Below are 21,417 nucleotides of genomic sequence, written 5' to 3'. Positions count from 1 at the left end.
CTCAACCGGGATAAACTGCGCTGTGATCGAAGTGCGGCCCGGCGGCAGGCGGCGGATCGACCGCGTGCTCGGCCCGGGGTACCTCAGCGGCCTGGGTGAACTGCCGCTGAAGGTGCTGCGCGAGCGGCGCGACGAAGCCGCGCAGGAAGAGACCGACCTGTCCTACCTGCGCCGTCTCCTGCACGCCCGGATCGACATCGTGCGCGCGGAACAGACCCGGCGCAGTTCGGGCGGCGAAGCGAGCATCGTCGACCAGCTGGCCACAATCCTGGCCGACAACGCACTGGGCCCGGCGGCGGGTTCGGGCCGGCACCAGCAGCTGGAGCCGTCCCGCGCGGGCGAGCACCGGCGGCACGCGGAGGCCCTGATCGGCGACACGGACCTGACCGACGTCGGGTCGCTGTCGGACGAGAAGCTGGCTTCCGCTTTGGACACGTACGCGAGCGAAGAGCTTTCGGTGTCGTCGTTCCGCCGTGAGGTCCAAGGCGTGATGGACACGTTGAACGCGGAGATCGCGAAGCGCTACCAGCAGGGTTCGGCCACAGTGGACGAGCTGCTGGAGAACGAGGGCCGCGCGGAGTGACGAACCCGGTACTCGCGGAAGTGGTGCGGTCCGGGTTCGTCGAGAGCGTCCACCGCGGCGCACTCGTGGTGACCGGCCCGGAAGGCGGCGTCCGCCTGGCCCTGGGTGACGTGGTGTCCCCGGTGTACCCGCGGTCGTCGAACAAGCCGTTGCAGGCGGTCGGGATGCTGCGCGCGGGCCTGGATTTCACGGGCGAGGACCTGGCGCTGGCGTGCGCCTCCCATTCGGGCGAGCCGGGCCACGTCAAGCGCGTCCTGGAGCTGCTGTCGGCGGCCGGCCTGCGCGAGGACGACCTGGCGTGCCCACCGGACTTCCCGCTGCACGTGCCGAGCATGCGCGACGCGGCCGAGCCCCGCCGCGTAACGATGAACTGTTCGGGCAAGCACACGGCGATGCTGACGACGTGCGTCCGGGCGGGCCGGCCGACGTCGGGCTACGAAGCCCCGGACCACCCGTTGCAGCAGGCGCTGGCTTCGGCCGTGGCCTCGCTGACCGGCGAGCCGATCGCCCACACGGGTGTCGACGGCTGTGGCGCGCCGTTGTTCGCGTTCTCGTTGACGGGCCTGGCCCGCGCGTTCGGCCGCATCGCCGCAGCCTCCGAAGGTCCGGAGTTCGCGGTGGCGTCGGCGATGCGGGCGCACCCGTGGCTGGTGGCGGGAACCGGGCGCGAGGACACGGCGCTGATGTCCGGTGTGGAGGGTTTGATCGCGAAGGCGGGCGCGGAGGGGGTCCAGGCGTTCGCGCTGCCGGACGGCTTCGCGGTGGCGATCAAGATGGACGACGGCGCGAAGCGGGCCTGCGCACCGCTGGCGGTGGAGGCCCTGCGGTACCTGGGCGCTGATGTCTCGGGGCTGGCGGAGGTTGCGGCACCGGAGGTGCTCGGCGGCGGGCGGCCGGTGGGTGCGGTCCGGGTGCCGGAACTGCGCTGAGCAGCCCCCGTTTTCCACGCTACCGGCAGGCACCGACGGTTTCGGCCGGCCGAAGGCGCCGGGGCGCGAGGTTGTCCACTAGTTGGCGCGCTCGCGGGCGGCCACGTCGCCCCAGAACTCGCGTAGGTCCGAGAACAGCTCAGCCAGCTCCTCGACGTTGCCCGAGCGCAGGGCGTCGAGGATGTCGTGGACCTCGTCGGCCGTGTTGTCGGCCTCCAGGACCGGGTCGGCGAACAGCTGGACCAGGCCGCCGTAGTCGAGCTCGACCACCGAGTCCGCGTCGAAGTTGTCCAGCCAGCGGCGCGTCTCGAACAGCACGCGGCCCGGGCCCGAATCGCCGAACGTCTGCTCCAGCAGCTCGCCGGCCTCCCGGGCGCGGTGCTGCGCGTCGGCGAGGGTGGCGCGCCAGGACAGCTCGCGCCGCGGGTCGTCGCGGCCGGTGCCGAGGACCAGCTTGCGCTCGTCCGGCTCGACCAGCACGAACCACGGCAACGGGACCGTCCACGTCGTCGACAGCGTGTGCGCCGCCGACGTGCTGAGGTCCGCCATCGCCGACTTCGTGCGGCCGCGGATCGTCTCCTGGGTGAACCCGCCCTCGTCGAGGACGACGTTCTTCAGCGCCGGGTGCGCGTCGCCGAGGAAGGTGACCAGCGCCGCCGCCGAACGGGCGCGCAGCTCCAGCGGGCAGACGAACGGGCCGTGTTCCGCCTTGCCGTCCGGCACGTCGGCGGCGTCGAGCACCAGGACGTCGGTCAGCAGGCTGGGCGCCGGACGGCCGTCCGCGAGCTCCGCGGGCAGCAGCCGCCGCGGGGCGGCCACCTGTGACTTGAGCCACATGGCCTGCTCGCGCGCGCCCGCGTCCGTCCGCCGCAGCTTGGCCGCCGCCACGGACGCGCGCAGCCGTTCGTCCGGCGGATCGCCCAGGGCGAGCAGCGGTTCGTACACCCGCAGGTAAGCCACGAAGGGACGGAGCACGGGTAGATCGTGGCACGTCTACCTGCACCGATCGCCACCGACCGGCCGGTAACCGGTGTCCGGCGGACGCTGTCGCGACCGGCACACCGTGCCACGTCGCATCGAACCCCCCGGACACGGTACGGTGTGAGCAGGAAAGAATTGTCGAGACGATGCGGGGCCGCCGATTCCCCCGGCCGCCCCGCCCCTGTGCGAGGGGGTCGAGCCATGGGGCGCGGCCGGGCTAAGGCCAAGCAGACGAAGGTGGCGCGTGAGCTCAAGTACAGCTCGCACGAGACCGACTTCGATGCTTTGCAGCGCGAGCTGTCGAGTAACTCCTCAAGTGACAACCACCATGAGGACCCTGCCGACAGCCGGTATGAAGACCCGTACGACGACGGGTACGACGAGTACCGTCGTTGAGCACGCGTAAACGCGCGAGGGCGGCGCCGGACCACATCCGGCTACCGCCCTCGCGCGTCGCGTGCTGCCCACATTCGTGTCAAACAGGCGCGGGCTGCGAAGCGATGAAGGAGTGAGCCGATGGTGAGTCGGGTTGGAGTCGTCGGGGCGGGCCTCATGGGGTCCGGCATCGCCGAGGTGCACGCGCGGGCCGGGCTGGACGTCGTGATCACCGAGGTGAGCCAGCCGGCGCTCGACGCGGGCCGGGCCCGCATCGAGAAGTCGCTGCAGCGCGGCGTCAAGAGCGGCAAGCTCTCCGCCGAGGAGGCCGAGAAGGCCTTCGGCGCCCTCCGGTTCACGACGGACATCGGCGAGTTCGCCGACCGCGAACTGGTCATCGAGGCGATCCTCGAGCAGGAGCAGGCGAAGGTCGACGTCTTCCGCCAGCTCGACAAGATCGTCGAGACCGAGGACGCGCTGTTCGCGTCCAACACGTCGTCGATCCCGATCATGAAGCTGGGCATGGCGACGAGCCGGCCGCAGCAGGTGGTCGGCATCCACTTCTTCAACCCGGTGCCGGTGCTGCCGCTGGTAGAGCTCGTGCCCTCGCTGCTGACCAGCGAGGAGACCGCCCGCCGCGCGGAGGAGCACGCGACTTCGGCGCTGGGCAAGACCGTGATCCGCTCGCAGGACCGCGCCGGCTTCATCGTGAACTCCCTGCTGGTGCCGTACCTGCTTTCGGCGATCCGCATGATCGAGTCGGGCTTCGCCTCGGCCGAGGACATCGACCGCGGCATGGAGCTGGGCACCGCCCACCCGATGGGCCCGCTGCGGCTGTCCGACCTCATCGGGCTGGACACGATCAAGGCGATCGCGGACTCGATGTACGCGGAGTTCAAGGAGCCGCTGTACTCGTCCCCGCCGCTGCTGCTGCGCATGGTCGACGCGGGTCTCCTGGGCAAGAAGACCGGCCGCGGGTTTTATTCGTACGGCTGACCGAAGCTGACGGGCGCGCCGAATGCGGCGCGCCTGGCAGCCCGCCGCAGGACGGCGAGAATGGCCGGCCCCAGCAGCACGATGGCCACGGCGTTGGTGACGGCGCGCCCGGTGTCCCAGCCGAGGGTCGACGTCAGCACGGTGTAGACGGCGAACCGGTGCAGGTTGTCGAGCAGCGGCGCCCCGGGCACGAACCCGAGCTGGGCCGAGTCGCCGGCGAGGAACGGCCACGTCCACAGGCTCATGAGCACCCCGAAGAAGTAGGCGGCGAAGACCCCGTAGCCGACGAGCACGGCGATCTCGCCTCTGCCGCGCAGGTTGCGCGGAAGCAGCCCGGCCCCCAGCCCGATCAGCGACGACGCAAGCATCTGGAACGGAAGCCACGGCCCGACCCCGGCGGTGAGCAGGGCGCTGGTGAACAGCGACGTGGAGCCGAGCACGAACCCGAACCCGGGCCCGAAGACCCGCCCGGCGAGCACGAGCAGGAAGAACACCAGCTCGATGCCCCCGGTCCCGGCCCCGAGCGGACGAAGCCCGGCATTGACGGCCGACAGCACCCCGAGCAGCGCAAGCGCTTTGGCATCGATCCCACCCCGCGACAGTTCGGCCAGGACGACGAGGATCAGCACGGGCAGGGTGGCCATGAAGACGAACGGCGCATCGGCGGCGTGCGCGACAGCACCAGGCCGCGGGTGAGCGAAGAGCGGCCAGCAGAACATGGCCAGGCCGAGGACGCTGGCGACGGCGAGCACGAGGGCGGGCCGCGGGGTCAGGCGGATGACCCGGGGCGGTGGGCCGAGGAAGTCAGTCATGGCGCGGTCTCTGTGGGTGCGGATGTGCGTGAGGAAGCTTCGAGCCGACGGTTGCGCGACGGCCGGGCCTCGGGCGGCCACGCGGCGGCGCTGAGGATGCGGCCGACGAGGGACGCGCGAGACCGCTCATCGGCGCCTGCCCGGTTCGTGCTTCTCGGCACCCGCCGGTGCAGGCGCGCACCAGGTGCCCGGGGCCGCACACCAGCCCGCTGCGCATCGGAACCGCACACCAGCACCGCGAGTGCCAGCTCGCCGAGCATCGGAACCGCACACCAGCACCGCCGAGGCCCTGCTCGCCGAGCACCCGGATCCGCACAGCACCGCCCGTGGGCCTGCACGCCGAGCACCCGGATCCGCACAGCACCGCCCGTGGGCCTGCACGCCGAGCACCCGGATCCGCACAGCACCGCCCGTGGGCCGGGCCTGCGAGCCATCGCCGCGCCGGGCGGACCGGCGGCCGGCCGCATTCGGTTCCTTCGGCCCCCGCCCCCGCCCCCCACCCCTCCCCTCCTCCTGCTCCCCTCCTCCCTCATCCCAGCGCTTCCGCGACCTCGTCGACCGTCAGCCACGGCTCCGGCGCGAGGATCTTCGCCACCTGCGGGGCGAACGCCGGCGAGGCGACGATCACCTCCTTCGTCGGGCCGTCCGCCACCAGCTCGCCCTCGGCCATCACCGCCACGCGGGTGGCCACCGTTGCCACGAACTCGACGTCGTGGGTGGCCAGCACTACCGCGCGGCCCTGCGAGGCCAGCTCTCGCAGGATCGCGGCGAAGCGCCTTTTTGCGTGGTAGTCGAGGCCGCGGGTCGGCTCGTCGAGCAGGACCAGGGGTGGGGCCGACGCCAGCTGGATCGCCAGCACCAACGCCAGTCGCTGCCCTTCCGAGAGGTCGCCGGGGTGCGCTTCACCGGCTACTCCCGGGGCGAGCCTGTCCAGCAGGCCCCGGACCGTTCCTGCCGGGACCTCGGACTCGGTGTCCGCCTGTGCGCACTCGGCGTCCACCGAATCGAGGTACAGCAGGTCGGCCGGGGTCTGCGGGACCAGGCCGACGCGCTGACGGGCCACTCGTGGCTTGAGCGACGCCGGGTCCGCGCCGCCGACGTCGACCTTCCCCGTCGACCTCGGGCCGCTGCCCTGCACCGCCCAGAGAAGCGACGACTTGCCGGAGCCGTTGCGTCCCATCAGCGCGACCACCTCTCCCGGTCCGACACGCAGGCTCACCCCACGCACCGCCAGGACATCTCCGTATCGGACCACCACCCCTCTCACATCCAGTGCCGAACCGGTCACCGAGAGACTACGACCCACCACCGACAATTTCTGAAGCCTCGATCTCAAGGGCCCCGCGACCCGCCGCGCGTCCCGGACCGACAGGGGCAGCGGTGACCAGCCCGCCAGCCGGCCCAGCTCGGCGATCGGCGGGGCGATCGACGACGTCGCCAGGATCTCGGCCGGTGGCCCGGCGCGGACCGAACCGTCGCCCGGCAGGTACAGCAGCCGGTCGGCGTACTGCGCCACCCGCTCCATCCGGTGCTCCGCCACGATCACCGTCGTCCCCAGGTCGTGGACCAGGCGGGTGATCGCCGCGAGGACGTCCTCGGCGGCCGTCGGGTCCAGTGCGGACGTCGGCTCGTCCAGCACCACCACCGACGGGTGCGCGGTCAGGACCGAGCCGATCGCGACGCGCTGCTGCTGGCCGCCCGACAGTGTCCGAAGTGGACGGTTGCGCAGGTCCGCGATGCCCAGCAGGTCCAGCGTCTCCTCGACGCGCTTGCGCATGACGTCCGGCGGCACCGCCAGCTGCTCCATCGCGTACGCGAGTTCCTCCTCGACGGTGTCGGTCACGAACCCGGCCAGCGGGTCCTGCCCGACGACGCCGACCACGGACGCCAGCTCCCGCGGCGGGAACCGGGCCGTGTCCCGCCCGGCCACGAGCACCCGGCCGGACAGGCGGCCGCCCGTGAAGTGCGGGACGAGCCCGTTCAAAGCGCCCAGGAACGTCGACTTCCCCGCCCCCGTCGGGCCCGCGACCAGGCACAACTCGCCTTCGTCGATCGTCAGCGAGACGTCCGAGAGCACCGGCCGCGAGGCGTCCGGGTAGGTCACCGTGACCCGCGAGAACTCGATCACCGGACGACCTCCGAAGCAGGGGGCGAAACGACCGCCGGCAGCGCCGCGACCAGCAGGGACACCACGTGCACCCAGGACACCTCCGGCCAGCGCAGCGGGCTCAGCGAGGGGAACAGCCGGTCCGGGTCGATCCGGGCGGTCACGAACAGGAGCGCGCACGCCGCGACGCCGGCCGCGACGACCAGCGTCTCCGGCCACCGCCACGGGTCCGGCCGGTACGCCGTCCGGCGCACCCGCCGCCCGCCGACGACGAAGCCGACGACCGCCACCGCGAGCCCGGCCGCCAGCAACGGCACGCCGAGCCACACCGACGACGTCCCGTCCAGCACGCCGTAGACGCCGACGCACACGCCGACCAGGCCGGCCAGCACACACCCGGCGATCAGCGCACGCAGGCGCAGGCTCAGGTACTCCCGGCGCCCGTAGCCCCGGGAGTCCATCGCGGCCGCCAGCCGCAGTGACCGGTCCATCGCGTCCTCCAGCACCGGCACCACGATGCCCTTGACCGCCCGCAGCCCGCGAGTCCGGCCCGCCCGCAGCCGCCGGGCTCGCCGCACCCGCTGCACGCTCTCGACGAGTTGCGGCGCGACCGTCAACGCCACCGTCACCGCCGTGCCCACCTCGTACAGGGCGCCGGGAACGGCCTTGAGCAGGCGTTTCGGGTTGGCCAGGGCGTTCGCCGCGCCGATGCAGACCACCATCGCCGCCAGCCGCAGGCCGTCGTAGAAGCCGCCGAGCAGTTCCTCTGCCGACGTCGGCCCGAGCAGGGACAACCCGGCCGTGAGCGGGATCCGCGGCAGCGTGAACAGGACGTGCCCGCCGTCTTCGCCGCCGACGAGGATCCGGAACAGCACGCGCGAGGCGACGATCAGCGCGCCGACGTAGACGTACAGCCGGAACGCCAGCGCCCACGGCGCGTCACTGCGCCGGTTCGCGACGACGAACCCGGCGACGGCGATGACCAGGCCGAGCAGCAGCGGGTTCGTCGTGCGGCTGGCGGCGACGGCCAGCGCGAGCGCCCAGGCCCACCAGGCGCCGGGGTGCAGGGCCCTACTGCGCACGCCGGCGCCGGGCGACGACGATCCCCGCGCCGCCGACCAGCACGATCACCACGGCCCCGATCACCAGGCCCCACGGGAACGAACCGCCCTGGTCCGCGGCGGGTGCGGGGGCCGGCGAGGCCGCCTGGCGCACCGGCGGCACCCGCGGCGGCGACGGCATGTCGTTCACGGACTTCGGCCGCGCGAACGCCCAGCCTTCGAACCCGCCGGGAGCCGGCTTCGCCGTCTGGGCGCCTTCCTGGCTCGACGTCCAGCTGCCCCCGGCGGAGGCGTGCCAATAGCTCCAGTACGCCGTCGCCGACGGCATGCCCGCGCAGGATTCGACGTCGGGGCCCGGCTTGCCGTTGATCCGGCAGGCCACCGCGAGGCCGTACTTCTGCGAGCCCGCCACGTCGATCCCGGCCTCCTGCAGGGCGGCGATGCCGTTCGCGGGCGCGCCCGCGGCACAGCGGACCAACGGCGAAGGGCCCAGGTCGCCGAAGTCGACGACCACCGTGACGCCGCCGCCTTCGGGGCAGGTCCCGTCGGTGCCCGCCGCCGAAGCGGGTGCGGCACCCACGAAGGCGGCGCCGAACAGGAGCGCGCAGACAACGGCGAAGCGGGAGGCGATCATGCAGGCACTTTAACCAGGTAGGTGCCCGCCGAAGGTGCGGTTCCGGCGCGACGCGGGACACACCTAGACTGCGGGCCGTGGGACAGCTCATCGCGGACGGACAGCTGCGCGTCGGCCTGATCGGCGCCGGCCCGTGGGCGGCGACGGTGCACGCGCCCGGACTGGCGGACCACCCCGGCACCGCGCTGACCGCGGTCTGGGCCCGGCGGCCGGAGGCGGCGCAAGCGCTTGCGGAGACGCACTGCGCGGTCGCCGCGGCCAGTGTCGAAGAGCTGTTCGCGCAGGTCGACGCGGTGGCGTTCGCCGTGCCGCCGTCGGTGCAGGCAGAGCTGGGCGTGCGCGCCGCCGAAGCCGGGAAGCACCTGATCCTCGAAAAGCCGATCGCCGCCGACCTCGAGGGCGCGCACCGGCTGGCCGACGCGGTCGCGGCCGCCGACGTGGCCGCCCTCGTCGTGCTGACCCTGCGCTACTCGGCGCAGACGCTGGAGTGGCTCGCCGGCCTCGCCCAGGCGGGCGGCTGGGCGGGCGGCGGCGCGCGCTGGCTGTCCGGCGCCCTGCTCGGCGGCCAGTACGCCGCCTCGGAGTGGCGGCAGGACGACGGCGGCGCGCTGTACGACATCGGCCCGCACGCGCTCGACATGCTGGACGCCGCCCTCGGTCCGATCACCGAGGTGGTGGCGGCCCGGCAGAGCCCCGGCGACCTCTGGCACCTGATGCTGGCCCACGAGGGCGGCGTGGTCAGCACGGCCACGCTCTCGCTGCGGCTGCCGGTGCAGCCGACCGTCGTCGAGGTCGCGGTCTGGGGTCAGCACGGCTACCGGACGCTCGGGCGCAAGCCGGGCTCGGCGCAGGAGTCCTACACCGCGCTGCTCGACGACTTCGCGGCGATGATCGCCAGCGGCACGACGACGCACCCCTGCGACGTCCGGCGCGGGCTGCACCTGCAGGTCCTCCTCGAGCAGGCGCGCCAACTGGCCGCGAAGTAGTACACAGGCCCACTTCACGCGATCACCCTGTGCCACAAGGGTTTCCTCGCCGCGCCCGGAATTCATCCACAGGGTTGTCCACAATCTCCACAGTGGACAGTGCGACCCCCTGACCGAACCACGACCGCCCCACCGGCGCCACCGGAAAGATCACCGAATAGTGCGGTCCGCTCGGAATGCCGAGCCGATCCCGTGATGCGAAGGTGATCTTGGGTCGATCCACCGCGCATCGAAGATCTTGAGGGGTTCAAGAAGGGAGGCGCATGGACGCTCTGCTGCGCGCCTTCTGGGGGATGATTCCGGGTTCGGCCATCGCGCTGCCGTACGCGCTGCTCGGCTGGCCACTGCTCGCGGCGAGGCGCCGACGAAGAATGCCCGCCCGTCGCGCCACCGCCACGGCCGGCGTCGACTGCACCGTCGCCTTCGTCGCACTGATGGTGTTTTGCCTGGTCACGATGCCCGTCGGGGACTCCGCGGACAGCACGCTCGACCTCGTGCCCGGCGCCGACGTCACCGCCGCGCTCGCCAGCGACGGCTCCCTCTGGCAGGTGATCGGCAACGTCCTGCTGCTGTGCCCGCTCGGTGCCCTGCTCCCGCTGCGGATCCGCCGCCTGCGGACGCTGGCGCGGGTGGCGCTGGCCGCGGTGCTCGCGTCCGTGCTGGTGGAGGGTACGCAATATCTGATCCACGACGGGCGCGTGACGTCGACCGACGACGTCCTGCTCAACGCCGCGGGCGCGACACTCGGGGCGGCGCTGAGCCGCCGCGGCTGGCGCTGGCTCGACGCGCCCGCGCCCGTCCCGGTGGCGATCCCCTTGCCGCGTCGCACCATCTGCGAGGCGCCCGCGCTCAGCCTGCGGGTGCCGCGCTCGGTGTGGGACAAGCGCTACGCGGCCATCGCGCACCCGGAACGCCAGTAATCCGGTTGCCGGCCGTGCGACCATGGCCGGGAAGAGCCCGTTCGAGTTCAAGGAATGAACGCCTATGCCTGGCGCCGTCTTCGGCGTCGGCCCCCGCTAGGCCCGACGCCCAGCGCCCCGCCCGCACGCCGGTCACCGGCTGCGGTTCCTTGACCTGCGCTCGAAGGGCTCACCCATGTCCACCATCCAGGCCTACGTCCGCAAGACGGCGCCGCGCGGCCGCACGACCGAGCAGGTCGGCCCGTTCCTCGCCACGTTCTCGCCGGACACGTCCCACCCGATGCTCAACTACGCGATCCCGGACGACGGCGCGAAGCCGACCGCCGCCGAGATCGACGCCCTGACCGCGGCGTACCGCAGCCGGGACCTGCTCCCGCGGCTGGAGTACTTCACCGATGTCGCCCCCGACCTGGAGAAACTGCTGGTCGACGCGGGGTACGGGCTCGAACGGCGGGTGCCGCTGATGACCTGCACGCCGGCCGCGCGGGTCGACCGGGCGGTGCCGTCGGGCATCCGGCTGCGCGTGCCGGAGTCCGGCGAAGACTTCCGGAACCTGCGTCGCGCGCAGAACATCGCGTTCGGCGAACCCGCGGACCCCGGCGACGTCGGACAGCCGAGCCCCGGGGTGCGGCACCTCCTCGCGGAAGCCGACGGCGTGGTCGTCGGCGGCGGGCTCGCCCTCGAAATCGTCGACGGCACCACCGAGATCGCCGGGATCGCCGTGCTCGAGGCGTACCGCGGCCGCGGGATCGCCGCGGCGCTCACCGCGCGGCTCACCCGCGAAGTGCACGAGGCCGGTGCGCACACGGCGTTCCTCACCCCCGGTGACCTGGGGATCGGCCACGTCTACGCCCGCGTCGGCTACCAGCCGGCCGGGGAGTGCGTGCACCTGTCTCTCAGTTAGTCGTCGAAACGGCCGGAGCGGCCACGCTTCACGTCGCTCCGGCGCTTCTTCGACGCCAGGCGGCGCTCCTTCGAACCGCGAGACGGCTTCGTGGGGCGCCGCTTGGCGGGCGGCGGAGCCGACGCGTCGAGCAGCAGGTTCGCCAGCCGGCCGCGCGCGGCCTCGCGGTTCTGCAGCTGCGACCGGTGCTCGCTCGCCGCGATCGTCAGGACGCCGTCCACCAGGCGCGAGCCGAGCCCGGCCAGGACCCGCTCCCGCAGGTGCTCGGGGATCGACGGCGAGGAAGCGACGTCGAAGGACAGCTCGACGCGCGAGTCCGTGGTGTTCACGCCCTGCCCGCCCGGGCCGGACGAGCGCGAAAAGCGCTCGCTCAACTCGGCTCCCGGGATCGTGAACCGGGAGCCGACCACCACGTCTTCGGCTGCCACGTCCTCAAGTGTGACAGCCGCGATCAAGCACGTTTCAGAACCGCGGGTGGTCGCCCGAGAGCACCGCGCGCGGGCCGTCGACGTCGCCGGCGGGCTGGACGTCGCCCAGGATCCACGCCGGGACGTGCCGCGCGGTCAGCATGGCCAGCGCCCGGTCGACGTCTTCGGCGCCGACGATCGCGACCATGCCGACGCCCATGTTGAACGTCTTTTCCAGCTCGGCCCGCTCGACCTTGCCGCGCTGGCCGATCAGGGCGAACACCGGTGCCGGCGTCCAGGTGCCGCGCTCGAGCCGGGCGACCAGGCCGCGCGGCATGACGCGGGCCAGGTTGGCCTCCAGGCCACCGCCGGTGATGTGCGCGAACGTCCGGACCTCGGTCTCGGCGGCGAGCGCCAGGCAGTCCTTCGCGTAGATCCGCGTCGGCTCCAGCATCTCCTCGCCGAGGGTGCGGCCGAACTCCTCGACGTGCCCGTCGAGCGGCATCCGGGCGATGTCCAGCAGCACGTGCCGGGCGAGTGAGTACCCGTTCGAGTGCAGCCCGGACGAGCCGAGGGCCAGCACGACGTCACCCGGGCGGACCTTCTCCGGCGAGAGCAGCTGGGACGCCTCGACCACGCCGACGCCGGTGGCCGACATGTCGTAGTCGTGCTCGCCCATCAGGCCCGGGTGCTCCGCGGTCTCGCCGCCGAGCAGCGCGCAGCCGGCCTTGACGCAGCCCTCGGCGATGCCGCCGACCAGCGCGGCGATCTTCTCCGGGTGCACCTTGCCGACGGCGATGTAGTCCTGCAGGAACAGCGGCTCGGCGCCGGTCACGACCAGGTCGTCGACCACCATGGCGACCAGGTCGATGCCGACGGTGTCGTGCTTGTCCAGCGCCTGCGCGACGGCGATCTTGGTGCCGACGCCGTCGGTCGAGGACGCGAGCACCGGCTCCTTCCACTTGTCGAGCTTCAGGGAGAAGAGCCCGGCGAAGCCGCCGACGCCACCCACGACCTCGGGTCGCGTGGCCCGCTCGGCGTGCGGCTTGAGCAGCTCGACGGCTTGGTCGCCGGCGTCGATGCTGACCCCGGCGGCGGCGTACGTGGCGCTCGTGGACTCGCTCACGGTGGACGGACTCCCTACTGGAAGGAACTCAGGGACGCCGGACGGCGTCTTCGGCACCGTACCCGGCGGGACTGACGGGGGTCGCCGCGCCATTGACCGCGTCGAGGCTTTCGAGCAGGTGCTTCCCGATCAATGCGTCCTCCGGCAGGGGGATCGGGTACTCGCCGGAGAAGCACGCCGTGCACAGCCGCGACTTCGGCTGTTCCGTCGCCGCGACCAGGCCGTCCAGGGAAATGTAGCCCAGGGAGTCGGCTCCGATCGAGCGCCGGATGCCGTCGGTGTCGACGCCGTTCGCGACCAGCTCGGCCCGCGACGCGAAGTCGATGCCGTAGAAGCACGGCCAGCGCACGGGCGGTGACGCGATCCGGACGTGCACCTCGAGCGCGCCGGCCTCCCGCAGCATCCGGACGAGCGCGCGCTGGGTGTTGCCGCGGACGATCGAGTCGTCCACCACGACCAGGCGCTTGCCGCGGATGACGTCCCGCAGCGGGTTCAGCTTGAGCCGGATGCCCAGCTGGCGGATGGTCTGCGACGGCTGGATGAACGTGCGCCCGACGTAGGCGTTCTTCACCAGGCCGGTGCCGTAGGGGATGCCGGAGCCCTGCGCGTAGCCGATCGCGGCCGGCGTGCCGGACTCCGGCACGGGCATCACCAGGTCGGCCTCGATCGGCTGCTCGGCGGCCAGGCGGCGGCCGATTTCGACGCGGGTCGCGTGGACGCCGCGGCCGGCGATCGTGGTGTCGGGACGGGCGAGGTAGACGTACTCGAAGACGCAGCCCTTGGGTTCCGGGTTCGCGAACCGGGAGGAGCGCAGGCCCTCGGCGTCGATCGCGATCAGTTCGCCCGGCTCGACCTCGCGGACGAAGGACGCGCCGACGATGTCCAGGCCCGCCGTCTCGCTCGAGACGACCCAGCCGCGCTCGAGCCGGCCGAGCACGAGCGGGTGCACGCCGTGCGGGTCACGGGCCGCGTACAGCGTGTTCTCGTCGGAGAACACCAGGCAGAAGGCGCCCTTGAGGGTGGGCAGCAGCTCCATGGCCGCGGCCTCGATGCCCTTGTCGGCGGCGGTCGCGGCGAGCAGGCCGCAGATCAGGTCGGAGTCGCTCGACGAGCCGGTCAGGCCCGCGTGCGGCTTGAGGCCGGCGGCGATCGTGCGTTCGCGCAGCTCGGCGGTGTTCACCAGGTTGCCGTTGTGCGCGAAGGAGAGGCCGCTGCCGGTCTCGGTGGTGCGGAAGATCGGCTGCGCGTTCTCCCAGATGGTCGCGCCGGTGGTCGAGTACCGGCAGTGCCCGACGGCGATGTGGCCCTGCAGCGACTGCAGGATCTGCTCGTCGAAGACCTGGCTGACCAGGCCGAGGTCCTTGAAGACCACGATCTGCGAGCCGTCGGAGACGGAGATGCCGGCGGCCTCTTGGCCCCGGTGCTGCAGGGCGTAAAGGCCGTAGTAGGTCAGCTTCGCAACTTCTTCCCCGGGAGCCCAGACGCCGAAGACGCCACACTCCTCACGGGGTTCCGGTTCGGGCTGGTCGGACACGAGCTGCGGGTCGGAAACCACCGAGGAGCTCCTGGGAAGACGTGGTCAGGCCGATTTCAGTGTAAACGGTCCGATCCCCGGCCCGGCCCCGCCCGACGTGGTTCTGACCACTTCGGACAGGGGCCGCGAGCCGGCACGTCTAGCACGCGTCCGGCAGGGAGAGGATCTCCGTCAGCACCATCGCGCCTTCACCGCGGCGGCGCCACAGCCACCGCTCCGGCTCGAAGATGTTCTCTTCGGTGCCGGGCATCCTGGTCGCCACGACGTCGTCTTCGGCGTTGAGCCGCACCACGTCCACCACGTCGTCGTGCACCCGCACGCCGACGACAGCGAGGACCTCACCGCGCTCGTCGGCCGGGTGCACGAACTGGTAGCCGCGAGCCACCAGCTCCTGCAGTCCGGTTTCGATGTCGAAGACGGGGGCGACGACCTCAGCCGAGGACATCGTCGAATTCGCCGTCCTTGGCCCCCGCCAGGAACGCCGCCATTTCCGCGCGCGTGTACACGAGCGCCGGGCCGGTCGGGAAGCGCGAATTGCGCATCGCGATCTCGCCGTTGGACAGCGGGGCGACCTCGACGCAGTTGCCGACCGCGCCGCTGTAGCTCGCCTTGCGCCACTGGGCACCGGACAGCCGGTCGGCCGGGATGCCGTTTTCGAAACGCTCAGCCATGGTTTCCCACCTCTCGATGCGGAAGATCCTTTGGGGCCGATGCATCTGCATGTGCATTTGCCCGCGTATCGGAGGCTAGCACGTTCGCCTGCAGCGGTAAATGCACGTGCAGAATTTCTTGCAAAGTTCTCTGACGGTAAAGAATCCCGCGGACGCCGTTAACCTAAAGGGGGATAGTCGGCTGCACGAATGGCCTAATCGCTACCGATAGTCACCGATTACCGGGGCGCCGAGGGCCGCAAGAGCCCTGGTAAGAGCGGTTTTCAGATCTCCTGCCGGCGCTTGGCGAGCATCGACCGGCTTCGCTCCGGCGTCTCCGCGTCGACGGCCAGCATGTCGAGCGCGCGGCTGTACTTTTCGATCTCTTCGCGCTTCTCGATGTAGTGCGCGCCGGTCAGGTATTCGACGTACGCGATGTTCGGCAGTTCCGGTTCACCGAACCGCAGCAGCGAAAACGCGTGCTCGGCGGACAGCCCGCTGCGCGAGTACGGCAGCACCTGGACCGACACGTGCGGCAGCGCGCTCATCTCGAGCAGGTATTCGATCTGCTGCTTGAGCACCTTCATGCCGCCGATCGGGCGGTACAGCACCGACTCGTCGAGCACCATCCACACCCGGGGCGCGTCCGGCCTGCTGAACATCTTCTGCCGCCGCATCCGCAGCGCGACGAGCTGGTCGACGCGCTCGTCGGCCATCTCCGGGCGGCCGTGGCTGAAGATCGCCCGCGCGTACGGCTCGATCTGCAGCAGGCCCGAGACGTAGATCGGTTCCCAGATCTGGATTCGCGCGGCGGCTTCTTCGAGGCCGACGAGGTCGGTGAACCAGTTCGGCATGGTGTCGCCGAAGCGCCGCCACCAGCCCGGCTCGTTCGACTGCTTGACCATGTCGAGGAACGTGCGGCGCTCGTTCGGGTCGTCGACGCCGTACATCGTGAGCAGGTCGGTGACGTCGCGTTCCTTGAAGCCGACCCGGCCCAGCTCGAGCCGGCTGATCTTCGACTCCGACCCACGGATGTTGTAACCGGCCTGCTGACGGGTGACACCCGCCTCTTCCCGGAGCCGGCGGAGCTGCGAGCCCAGGATCATCCGGCGCGCCGTGGGACCGATGTTCTGTTCACCTGCGGACGCGTTCACCGCGTTCATTCCCGGACCTTCCGCGCTCACGTCACCAGGGGGTTCTAGCCCGACTACCGAAAGTACACGTTGGGCCGTCCTGCGCAAAGAGGTGACCCGGTTTACCGCATGCGTGTGTAGTCCTACTCTACGTAGGGTACGAGACTTTCGACACAGAACTTGCGAGGTTCAAGATGCCCGACGCCGCGACCCGGACCGAACGAGTTCCCGTGGGGGTCGACCCGACCCGAGCGAGCATCGCGCGCGTGTACGACGCCTTCCTGCTCGGGAAGGACAACTACGAGATCGACCGGGAGGTCCTGCACAAGGTGCAGAAGGCCGCCCCGGAGGCCCAGGACCTGGCGTTCGAGAACCGCGGCTTCCTCATCCGCGCCTGCCGCTTCCTCGCGAGCCAGACGGGCATCACCCAGTTCCTCGACCTCGGCTCCGGCCTGCCGACGGCGGAGAACACCCACCAGGTCGTCCAGCGGATCAACCCGGAGACCACGGTCGTCTACGTCGACAACGACCCGGTGGTCCTCGCGCACGGCCGGGCGCTGCTGGAGGAGAACGAGCACACCCACTTCGTCGCCGAGGACATCTTCGAGCCGCAGCGGATCCTCGACAACGAGGTCGTCCGGGAGCACATCGACTTCACCCAGCCGCTCGTCCTGCTGCAGATGGGCACGCTGCACCACTACACCGGCGACCACGACCGGCCGGCCGAGATCATGCGGAAGTACGTCGACGCCCTGCCGTCCGGCTCCTTCGTCGGGCTCAGCCACTTCTTCGACCCCGAGAACGAGGACTCCGCGACCGCGCGCCGGATGGAGGACTTCTTCCTGCACAGCCCGATGGGCTCGGGCACGTTCCGGACGCAGAAGGAGATCGAGGAACTGTTCCCCGGCCTCGAACTGGTCGACCCCGGCGTGACGCTGTGCGCCGACTGGTGGCCGGACGGCCCGCGGCTCAAGGACCTCAACGTCGCGCAGCGGACCATCGCGGGCGGAGTCGGCCGCAAGCCGTGACCCGCGCTCCCCGTCCGTCAGAGCCGGACGAGGGGGAGCCAGTGGGAAAGGTCGGCCCGGGTGCCCGAAGCGGACACCCGGCCGTCCGCCACCGCCGTGGTCCAGTCCAGCCGGCCGGTCGCCAGTTCGAGCCACGTCCGCGGGTCGGTCTCGATGACGTTCGGCGGGGTGCCGCGGGTGTGGCGCGGGCCCTCCACGCACTGCACCGCGGCGAACGGCGGCACCCGCACCTCGACCGTCCGGCCCGGCGCGTCGGCCGCCAGCGCGTGCAGGGACAGGCGGACCGCCGCGGCCAGTTCCGGGCGCGCCGGATCGGGCGCATCGCCGTGCAACCACGGCGAAATCGCCAGCACCGCGGCACGTAACTGTCCGGGGTCGACCGAACGCGAAGAGGCCATGGGCAAACAGTAGAGTGGCGCACCAAGACTTGGCAGGCACACCCGAGAACGTGGGGATGACGATGGCGCAGCGGGACGAGGCGGATCGGATGGTTTCGCAGCAGCCCACCGGAAGCGGAGCCGATCGCCCCGGCAGGCACGGCAAGCACAACCGCGCTTCGCGGCGCGAAGGCCAGCAGGCGCGGCGCGCCGGCAAGCACGGCACACCCGAGATCACCGCGGAGATGCGCGCGAACGCCCGGGCCAACCCCGACAGCTGGCTCTACGTCATCGACGAGGCCTTCGACCCGAACGGCCCGGTGCCGTCGTGGGCGGTCGTCGGCGCGTACCCGGTGAACGGCGCCGGGGACGTCGTCGCCGACTTCCACCCGAACGACCGCTACCGGCCCTCGCCCAAGGCGCTCGGGTTCCCGGACCCGGCGAACGACCTCGAGCACCTGCTGCAGCTCGTCCGCACCGAGCACCGGCCGCCGTCGGACCTGCCGAAGGTCGTCCTCGACGCGACGCTGTTCGTGTACGCGATGTCCCCGGTGCAGCGGACCGTCATCGGTTTCCACAACACCGACGGCCGGGTCATGGTGCCCGCGTACACGCGCAAGGCGCTGGTGCCGAGCGAGTGGCCGCACGCGCGGGCCGTGCTCGGCCGCGACATCGTGAGCCTGCTCGGCGGCCACCCCGTCGCGATCAACCCGCACGACCTGATCACGGCCGTCGTGCCGGCGGAGCACCTCCTGAAGGCCCTCGCCGACGAACGCCGCTGACCTGCGGATCTAACTCCATCGGGTGACCACCCGAGTCGCCGAACCGGCGGCTCGGGTGCATCGTGAGGCTGAAGAAGTCTGACGAGACGGATGGGGTGCAAGAGGGTGAGACGTCGTTCGCTGGTGCCCTTCGCCGCCGCAATCCTGCTCCTCGCCGGGGCGGTCCCGGCGACCGCCGCGGACAGCTACGCCGGCGCCGAGGACCACTACGCGGGTTCGCAGATCGCCAAGGTCGAGGGGGTCGGCGAGGTCCCCGGCGTGCTGTACGGCGGCAGCGACCAGCAGCTCGGCCACGACGTCAGCGGCCACCAGGGCCCCGTCGACTGGCCCGGCGCGGCGGGGTCGGGTGCCAGGTTCGTCTACGTCAAGGCGACCGAGGGCACCGGCTTCGTCAACCCGCAGTTCGCGCAGCAGTACAACGGCTCCTACCAGGTCGGCCTGATCCGCGGCGCCTACCACTTCGCGCGGCCGGACGTCTCCGACGGCGCGTCGCAGGCGCGGTACTTCCTGGCCCACGGCGGCGGCTGGTCGGCCGACGGCAAGACGCTGCCGGGCGCGCTCGACGCGGAGTACAACCCGTACGGCGAGACCTGTTACGGCAAGGACGCCGCGGGCATGGTCGCGTGGATCCACGACTTCTCCGACACCTACCTGGCCGCGACCGGGCGGCTCCCGACGATCTACACGTCGACGAGCTGGTGGAAGCGCTGCACCGCGAACAACGCCGGGTTCGGCGGCAACCCGCTGTGGATCGCGCGCTACAACACCTTCATCGGCGAGCTGCCCGCGAGCTGGACCATCCACGCGATCTGGCAGTTCGCCGACCGCGGCACGCTGCCCGGCGACCAGAACTGGTTCAACGGCTCGGCGGACCGGTTGCTGGCGCTCGCGCTGGGCTGAACGGCCCAGTGTTTCGAATAATAGGTGTTAACCAGTCACCAATTGAAGATCGACTTCCGGAGAAAATCACCCACACGTATACCCAATTTCACGGAACTGAGTGACAAACGCCACTTCGTCCCCAACAATCGTGCTCGGGCGGCTACCTGCAGTAAGCCGCCCACCGCGAGGGTATCTGTGAAGGGATCCGACATGTCCACATCCCGAAGAGGGCGGCTGTTCGCCGCCCTGGTCGTCCCGGCCACGCTGCTCCTGCTCGGCAGCACGGCCCAGGCGACGACCTTCTCCCCCGAAGTCGACCCCGTGGCCGCGATCAACGCGGACATCGCCGTGCACAACCACGAACTGGGGTCGCAGATCCGGCGCGTCGAAGGCGACAAGTCGACACCGGAGTCGAAGCAGGCGGCGCAGCAACCGCAGCCGGCGCAGGCCGTCCCGAACCAGGTGCTGGCCACCGTGGCCGGTATGGACGTCGCCAGCTACCAGGGCAACGTCGACTGGGCGAGCTGGTGGAACCAGGGCAAGCGGTTCGTCTGGACCAAGGCCACGGAGAGCACCAACTACACCAACCCGTACTTCGCGCAGCAGTACAACGGCTCCTACAACCAGGGCTTCATCCGGGGCGCCTACCACTTCGCCACGCCGAACACCTCGAGCGGCGCGGCGCAGGCGACGTACTTCGTCGCGCACGGCGGCGGCTGGTCACAGGACGGCCGGACGCTGCCCGGGGCGCTGGACATGGAGTACAACCCGTACGGCGCGACCTGCTACGGGCTGAGCAAGGCGGCGATGACGGCGTGGATCCTCGACTTCCACGACACCTACCACGCCAAGACCGGCCGGTACCCGGTGATCTACACGTCGACGAACTGGTGGGGCCAGTGCGTCAGCGGTGACTTCTCCAGCACGGCCCCGCTGTGGGTCGCGCGGTACTCGTCGTCGGTCGGCACCCTGCCCTACAACTGGGGCTTCTACACCGTCTGGCAGTACACGTCGAGCCCGCTCGACCAGGACACCTTCAACGGTGCCTACGACCGGCTCCAGGCACTCGCCAACGGCTGACCACCTCGACCCCGGCTCCCGGATCGTGCGGTGACGACCGGGGCTCCGCCACCCGGAGCCCCCGGAAGACAGTTTCGCGTCGTCACGATCCGGGAGCCGGTTTCATGCCGTACCGTCCGAGCTTGCAGAATGCTGCAGCCACGCCCGGGGGAACCGCACGCGTCCTCCGGACGTCGGAAGCGCACGAACACCCCCAGCGCCCGGAAGGCATGGACCGATGACCTACCCGCCTCAGCCGGGCCAACCCGGCCAGCCCGACCCGTACGGCCAGCAGCCGCAGTCCGGCGGCTTCCCGCAGCAGCCGTACCCGCAGCAGGGCGGGTGGGACCCGAACCAGCCGTACCCGACCCAGCAGTACCCGCAGCCGGGCTACCCGCCGGCGTCGGGCGGTTTCCCGGCGAACCCGCAGCAGCAGACGTGGGGTGACCCGTACGCGCAGCAGCAGTGGGCCGACCCGAACGCGCAGCAGCAGCAGGCGTGGGCGGACCCGAACGCGCAGCAGTACGGCCAGCAGCAGTGGGACCCGAACGCGGCCGGCCAGGTGTCCGGCTGGGACCCGGCGGCCGGCGGCTACGGGCAGGGTTTCGGCGGGCCGCCGGCGCCGCCGAAGAAGAGCAAGACCGGGATGTGGATCGCCATCGGCGCGGCCGTGGTCGTCGTGCTCGCCCTGGTGGGCATCACCGGGTTCGTCGCACCCGGGTTCTTCCTGTCGAAGGAGGACACGGCCGCGCCCCCGGCGTCGAGCACGTCCGCGAAGCCGACGGCCCCCAAGCCGTCGACGCCCAAGAAGACGCCGACGGCCTCGAAGCCGACGACGCCCGGCGGCAGCGAAGGCGCCTCGGACGCTAAGGCCGTGCTGCAGGGGTTCATCGACAAGCTGAACGCGGGCGACAACAACGGCGCCGTGGCGCTGGGCTGCGCGGACTCGAAGGACCTGCTCGAGTCGTGGCTCTCGACGTTCCTCAAGCCGCCGCTGCAGCTGCAGCTCGGCGAGGTGCCGAACGACAAGTACCTGGTCGAGGGCCAGGTCACCGGAACGGCCGCGGGCAAGCCGGTCAAGGGCACGCTGAGCGCGACGAACTTCGACGACAAGGGCTTCTGCGTCAGCACGATGCTGGTGTCCTGAGCCG

The 21,417-nt window shown here is 71.3% G+C and carries 24 protein-coding genes; 12 read left to right on the top strand and 12 right to left on the bottom strand.

Going from position 1 to position 21,417, the window contains the following annotated elements; translation table 11 throughout:
- The first annotated feature begins 22 nt into the window (after window positions 1-22).
- Window positions 23-583: an aerial mycelium formation protein gene (locus tag ABZW17_RS23540; protein WP_354817869.1), complete on the top strand. Its 561-nt coding sequence runs from the start codon at window positions 23-25 to the stop codon at window positions 581-583.
- Window positions 580-1,512, top strand: a complete 933-nt coding sequence (locus ABZW17_RS23535; protein WP_354817866.1) for an asparaginase — start codon at window positions 580-582, stop codon at window positions 1,510-1,512. The genes ABZW17_RS23540 and ABZW17_RS23535 overlap by 4 nt, the downstream gene beginning before the upstream one ends.
- 78 nt (window positions 1,513-1,590) lie before the next feature.
- Here the strand turns inward: ABZW17_RS23535 and ABZW17_RS23530 are convergent, their stop codons facing one another.
- Window positions 1,591-2,487 carry a hypothetical protein gene (locus ABZW17_RS23530; protein ID WP_354817863.1) on the bottom strand — a complete coding sequence of 299 codons (897 nt, stop codon included), beginning with the start codon at window positions 2,485-2,487 and terminating at the stop codon, window positions 1,591-1,593.
- Window positions 2,488-2,694: 207 nt separating this feature from the next.
- On the opposite strand from ABZW17_RS23530, the gene ABZW17_RS23525 reads away from it, so the two are divergent.
- Together ABZW17_RS23525 and ABZW17_RS23520 are read left to right on the top strand one after the other, a co-directional pair.
- Window positions 2,695-2,889, top strand: a complete 195-nt coding sequence (locus ABZW17_RS23525) for a DUF3073 domain-containing protein (protein WP_003056942.1) — start codon at window positions 2,695-2,697, stop codon at window positions 2,887-2,889.
- A gap of 120 nt (window positions 2,890-3,009) precedes the next feature.
- The gene (locus ABZW17_RS23520) at window positions 3,010-3,864 is read left to right on the top strand and encodes a 3-hydroxybutyryl-CoA dehydrogenase (protein WP_354817859.1); all 855 of its coding nucleotides are present in this window, start codon (window positions 3,010-3,012) and stop codon (window positions 3,862-3,864) included.
- Here the strand turns inward: ABZW17_RS23520 and ABZW17_RS23515 are convergent.
- The 4 genes from ABZW17_RS23515 to ABZW17_RS23500 form a co-directional block, all read right to left on the bottom strand.
- Complete coding sequence (locus ABZW17_RS23515; RefSeq protein ID WP_354817856.1) at window positions 3,849-4,676, bottom strand: ECF transporter S component; 828 nt, start codon at window positions 4,674-4,676, stop codon at window positions 3,849-3,851. The two genes, ABZW17_RS23520 and ABZW17_RS23515, sit on opposite strands and share 16 nt — an antisense overlap.
- A 529-nt stretch (window positions 4,677-5,205) precedes the next feature.
- On the bottom strand, window positions 5,206-6,804 hold the full coding sequence (locus ABZW17_RS23510; protein ID WP_354817853.1) for an ATP-binding cassette domain-containing protein: 1,599 nt from the start codon (window positions 6,802-6,804) through the stop codon (window positions 5,206-5,208).
- Window positions 6,801-7,865 carry a CbiQ family ECF transporter T component gene (locus tag ABZW17_RS23505; RefSeq protein WP_354817850.1) on the bottom strand — a complete coding sequence of 355 codons (1,065 nt, stop codon included), beginning with the start codon at window positions 7,863-7,865 and terminating at the stop codon, window positions 6,801-6,803. The genes ABZW17_RS23510 and ABZW17_RS23505 overlap by 4 nt, the downstream gene beginning before the upstream one ends.
- Window positions 7,855-8,478: a hypothetical protein gene (locus ABZW17_RS23500; protein WP_354817847.1), complete on the bottom strand. Its 624-nt coding sequence runs from the start codon at window positions 8,476-8,478 to the stop codon at window positions 7,855-7,857. Before ABZW17_RS23500 ends, ABZW17_RS23505 begins: the two co-directional genes overlap by 11 nt.
- Window positions 8,479-8,555: 77 nt before the next feature.
- Between ABZW17_RS23500 and ABZW17_RS23495 the strand changes: the two genes are divergently transcribed.
- The 3 genes from ABZW17_RS23495 to ABZW17_RS23485 all read left to right on the top strand — a co-directional run bounded on the left by ABZW17_RS23495 (window position 8,556) and on the right by ABZW17_RS23485 (window position 11,288).
- A complete protein-coding gene (locus ABZW17_RS23495; protein WP_354817844.1) occupies window positions 8,556-9,464 on the top strand; it encodes a Gfo/Idh/MocA family oxidoreductase in 909 nt (302 codons plus the stop codon).
- A 263-nt stretch (window positions 9,465-9,727) separates the two neighbouring features.
- A complete protein-coding gene (locus tag ABZW17_RS23490) occupies window positions 9,728-10,384 on the top strand; it encodes a VanZ family protein (protein WP_354817841.1) in 657 nt (218 codons plus the stop codon).
- Between the two features lie 175 nt (window positions 10,385-10,559).
- Window positions 10,560-11,288 carry a GNAT family N-acetyltransferase gene (locus ABZW17_RS23485; RefSeq protein WP_354817838.1) on the top strand — a complete coding sequence of 243 codons (729 nt, stop codon included), beginning with the start codon at window positions 10,560-10,562 and terminating at the stop codon, window positions 11,286-11,288.
- Here the strand turns inward: ABZW17_RS23485 and arfB are convergent.
- The 6 genes from arfB to ABZW17_RS23455 form a co-directional block, all read right to left on the bottom strand.
- Window positions 11,285-11,701, bottom strand: coding sequence for an alternative ribosome rescue aminoacyl-tRNA hydrolase ArfB (gene arfB / locus ABZW17_RS23480; RefSeq protein WP_354818115.1), 417 nt, complete (start codon window positions 11,699-11,701; stop codon window positions 11,285-11,287). The two genes, ABZW17_RS23485 and arfB, sit on opposite strands and share 4 nt — an antisense overlap.
- Window positions 11,702-11,750: 49 nt before the next feature.
- A complete protein-coding gene (gene purM, locus ABZW17_RS23475) occupies window positions 11,751-12,821 on the bottom strand; it encodes a phosphoribosylformylglycinamidine cyclo-ligase (RefSeq protein ID WP_354817835.1) in 1,071 nt (356 codons plus the stop codon).
- Window positions 12,822-12,849: 28 nt separating this feature from the next.
- A complete protein-coding gene (gene purF / locus ABZW17_RS23470; RefSeq protein WP_354817832.1) occupies window positions 12,850-14,376 on the bottom strand; it encodes an amidophosphoribosyltransferase in 1,527 nt (508 codons plus the stop codon).
- A gap of 118 nt (window positions 14,377-14,494) precedes the next feature.
- The gene (locus ABZW17_RS23465; RefSeq protein WP_354817829.1) at window positions 14,495-14,800 is read right to left on the bottom strand and encodes a hypothetical protein; all 306 of its coding nucleotides are present in this window, start codon (window positions 14,798-14,800) and stop codon (window positions 14,495-14,497) included.
- On the bottom strand, window positions 14,787-15,026 hold the full coding sequence (locus ABZW17_RS23460; RefSeq protein WP_020642237.1) for a DUF397 domain-containing protein: 240 nt from the start codon (window positions 15,024-15,026) through the stop codon (window positions 14,787-14,789). Before ABZW17_RS23460 ends, ABZW17_RS23465 begins: the two co-directional genes overlap by 14 nt.
- Before the next feature lie 263 nt (window positions 15,027-15,289).
- Window positions 15,290-16,168: a helix-turn-helix transcriptional regulator gene (locus ABZW17_RS23455; protein WP_354817826.1), complete on the bottom strand. Its 879-nt coding sequence runs from the start codon at window positions 16,166-16,168 to the stop codon at window positions 15,290-15,292.
- A 200-nt stretch (window positions 16,169-16,368) separates the two neighbouring features.
- Here ABZW17_RS23455 and ABZW17_RS23450 point away from each other — a divergent pair, with 200 nt between their 5' ends.
- Entirely contained in the window at window positions 16,369-17,166 is a 798-nt protein-coding gene (locus ABZW17_RS23450) for an SAM-dependent methyltransferase (RefSeq protein WP_354817823.1), read from the top strand.
- A gap of 17 nt (window positions 17,167-17,183) precedes the next feature.
- Here the strand turns inward: ABZW17_RS23450 and ABZW17_RS23445 are convergent, their stop codons facing one another.
- Complete coding sequence (locus ABZW17_RS23445; protein ID WP_354817821.1) at window positions 17,184-17,564, bottom strand: sterol carrier family protein; 381 nt, start codon at window positions 17,562-17,564, stop codon at window positions 17,184-17,186.
- A 56-nt stretch (window positions 17,565-17,620) separates the two neighbouring features.
- Here ABZW17_RS23445 and ABZW17_RS23440 point away from each other — a divergent pair, with 56 nt between their 5' ends.
- From ABZW17_RS23440 to ABZW17_RS23425, 4 genes are all read left to right on the top strand, one after another.
- Window positions 17,621-18,325, top strand: coding sequence for a type VII secretion system-associated protein (locus ABZW17_RS23440; protein WP_354818112.1), 705 nt, complete (start codon window positions 17,621-17,623; stop codon window positions 18,323-18,325).
- Window positions 18,326-18,415: 90 nt separating this feature from the next.
- The gene (locus tag ABZW17_RS23435) at window positions 18,416-19,225 is read left to right on the top strand and encodes a lysozyme (protein WP_354817818.1); all 810 of its coding nucleotides are present in this window, start codon (window positions 18,416-18,418) and stop codon (window positions 19,223-19,225) included.
- A 192-nt stretch (window positions 19,226-19,417) separates the two neighbouring features.
- A complete protein-coding gene (locus ABZW17_RS23430; RefSeq protein ID WP_354817815.1) occupies window positions 19,418-20,287 on the top strand; it encodes a lysozyme in 870 nt (289 codons plus the stop codon).
- Between the two features lie 217 nt (window positions 20,288-20,504).
- The gene (locus ABZW17_RS23425) at window positions 20,505-21,413 is read left to right on the top strand and encodes a hypothetical protein (RefSeq protein WP_354817812.1); all 909 of its coding nucleotides are present in this window, start codon (window positions 20,505-20,507) and stop codon (window positions 21,411-21,413) included.
- Window positions 21,414-21,417 lie beyond the last annotated feature (4 nt).

The organism is Amycolatopsis sp. NPDC004625 (genome assembly GCF_040609695.1).
In the GTDB taxonomy this organism is placed as follows: Bacteria; Actinomycetota; Actinomycetes; order Mycobacteriales; family Pseudonocardiaceae; genus Amycolatopsis.
Note: the sequence above shows the minus strand (reverse complement) of the source record. Positions and strands in the feature narration are given on the sequence as shown.

What these genes read in the sequence shown, in the direction of transcription:
- ABZW17_RS23525 (WP_003056942.1), top strand. Translation starts at nt 2,695, where the DNA reads ATGGGGCGCGGCCGGGCTAAGGCCAAGCAGACGAAGGTGGCGCGTGAG.
- ABZW17_RS23520 (WP_354817859.1), top strand. Translation starts at nt 3,010, where the DNA reads ATGGTGAGTCGGGTTGGAGTCGTCGGGGCGGGCCTCATGGGGTCCGGC.
- ABZW17_RS23515 (WP_354817856.1), bottom strand. Translation starts at nt 4,676, where the DNA reads ATGACTGACTTCCTCGGCCCACCGCCCCGGGTCATCCGCCTGACCCCG.
- ABZW17_RS23500 (WP_354817847.1), bottom strand. Translation starts at nt 8,478, where the DNA reads ATGATCGCCTCCCGCTTCGCCGTTGTCTGCGCGCTCCTGTTCGGCGCC.
- ABZW17_RS23490 (WP_354817841.1), top strand. Translation starts at nt 9,728, where the DNA reads ATGGACGCTCTGCTGCGCGCCTTCTGGGGGATGATTCCGGGTTCGGCC.
- ABZW17_RS23485 (WP_354817838.1), top strand. Translation starts at nt 10,560, where the DNA reads ATGTCCACCATCCAGGCCTACGTCCGCAAGACGGCGCCGCGCGGCCGC.
- ABZW17_RS23465 (WP_354817829.1), bottom strand. Translation starts at nt 14,800, where the DNA reads ATGTCCTCGGCTGAGGTCGTCGCCCCCGTCTTCGACATCGAAACCGGA.
- ABZW17_RS23460 (WP_020642237.1), bottom strand. Translation starts at nt 15,026, where the DNA reads ATGGCTGAGCGTTTCGAAAACGGCATCCCGGCCGACCGGCTGTCCGGT.
- ABZW17_RS23455 (WP_354817826.1), bottom strand. Translation starts at nt 16,168, where the DNA reads ATGAACGCGGTGAACGCGTCCGCAGGTGAACAGAACATCGGTCCCACG.
- ABZW17_RS23445 (WP_354817821.1), bottom strand. Translation starts at nt 17,564, where the DNA reads ATGGCCTCTTCGCGTTCGGTCGACCCCGGACAGTTACGTGCCGCGGTG.
- ABZW17_RS23440 (WP_354818112.1), top strand. Translation starts at nt 17,621, where the DNA reads ATGACGATGGCGCAGCGGGACGAGGCGGATCGGATGGTTTCGCAGCAG.
- ABZW17_RS23435 (WP_354817818.1), top strand. Translation starts at nt 18,416, where the DNA reads ATGGGGTGCAAGAGGGTGAGACGTCGTTCGCTGGTGCCCTTCGCCGCC.
- ABZW17_RS23430 (WP_354817815.1), top strand. Translation starts at nt 19,418, where the DNA reads ATGTCCACATCCCGAAGAGGGCGGCTGTTCGCCGCCCTGGTCGTCCCG.
- ABZW17_RS23425 (WP_354817812.1), top strand. Translation starts at nt 20,505, where the DNA reads ATGACCTACCCGCCTCAGCCGGGCCAACCCGGCCAGCCCGACCCGTAC.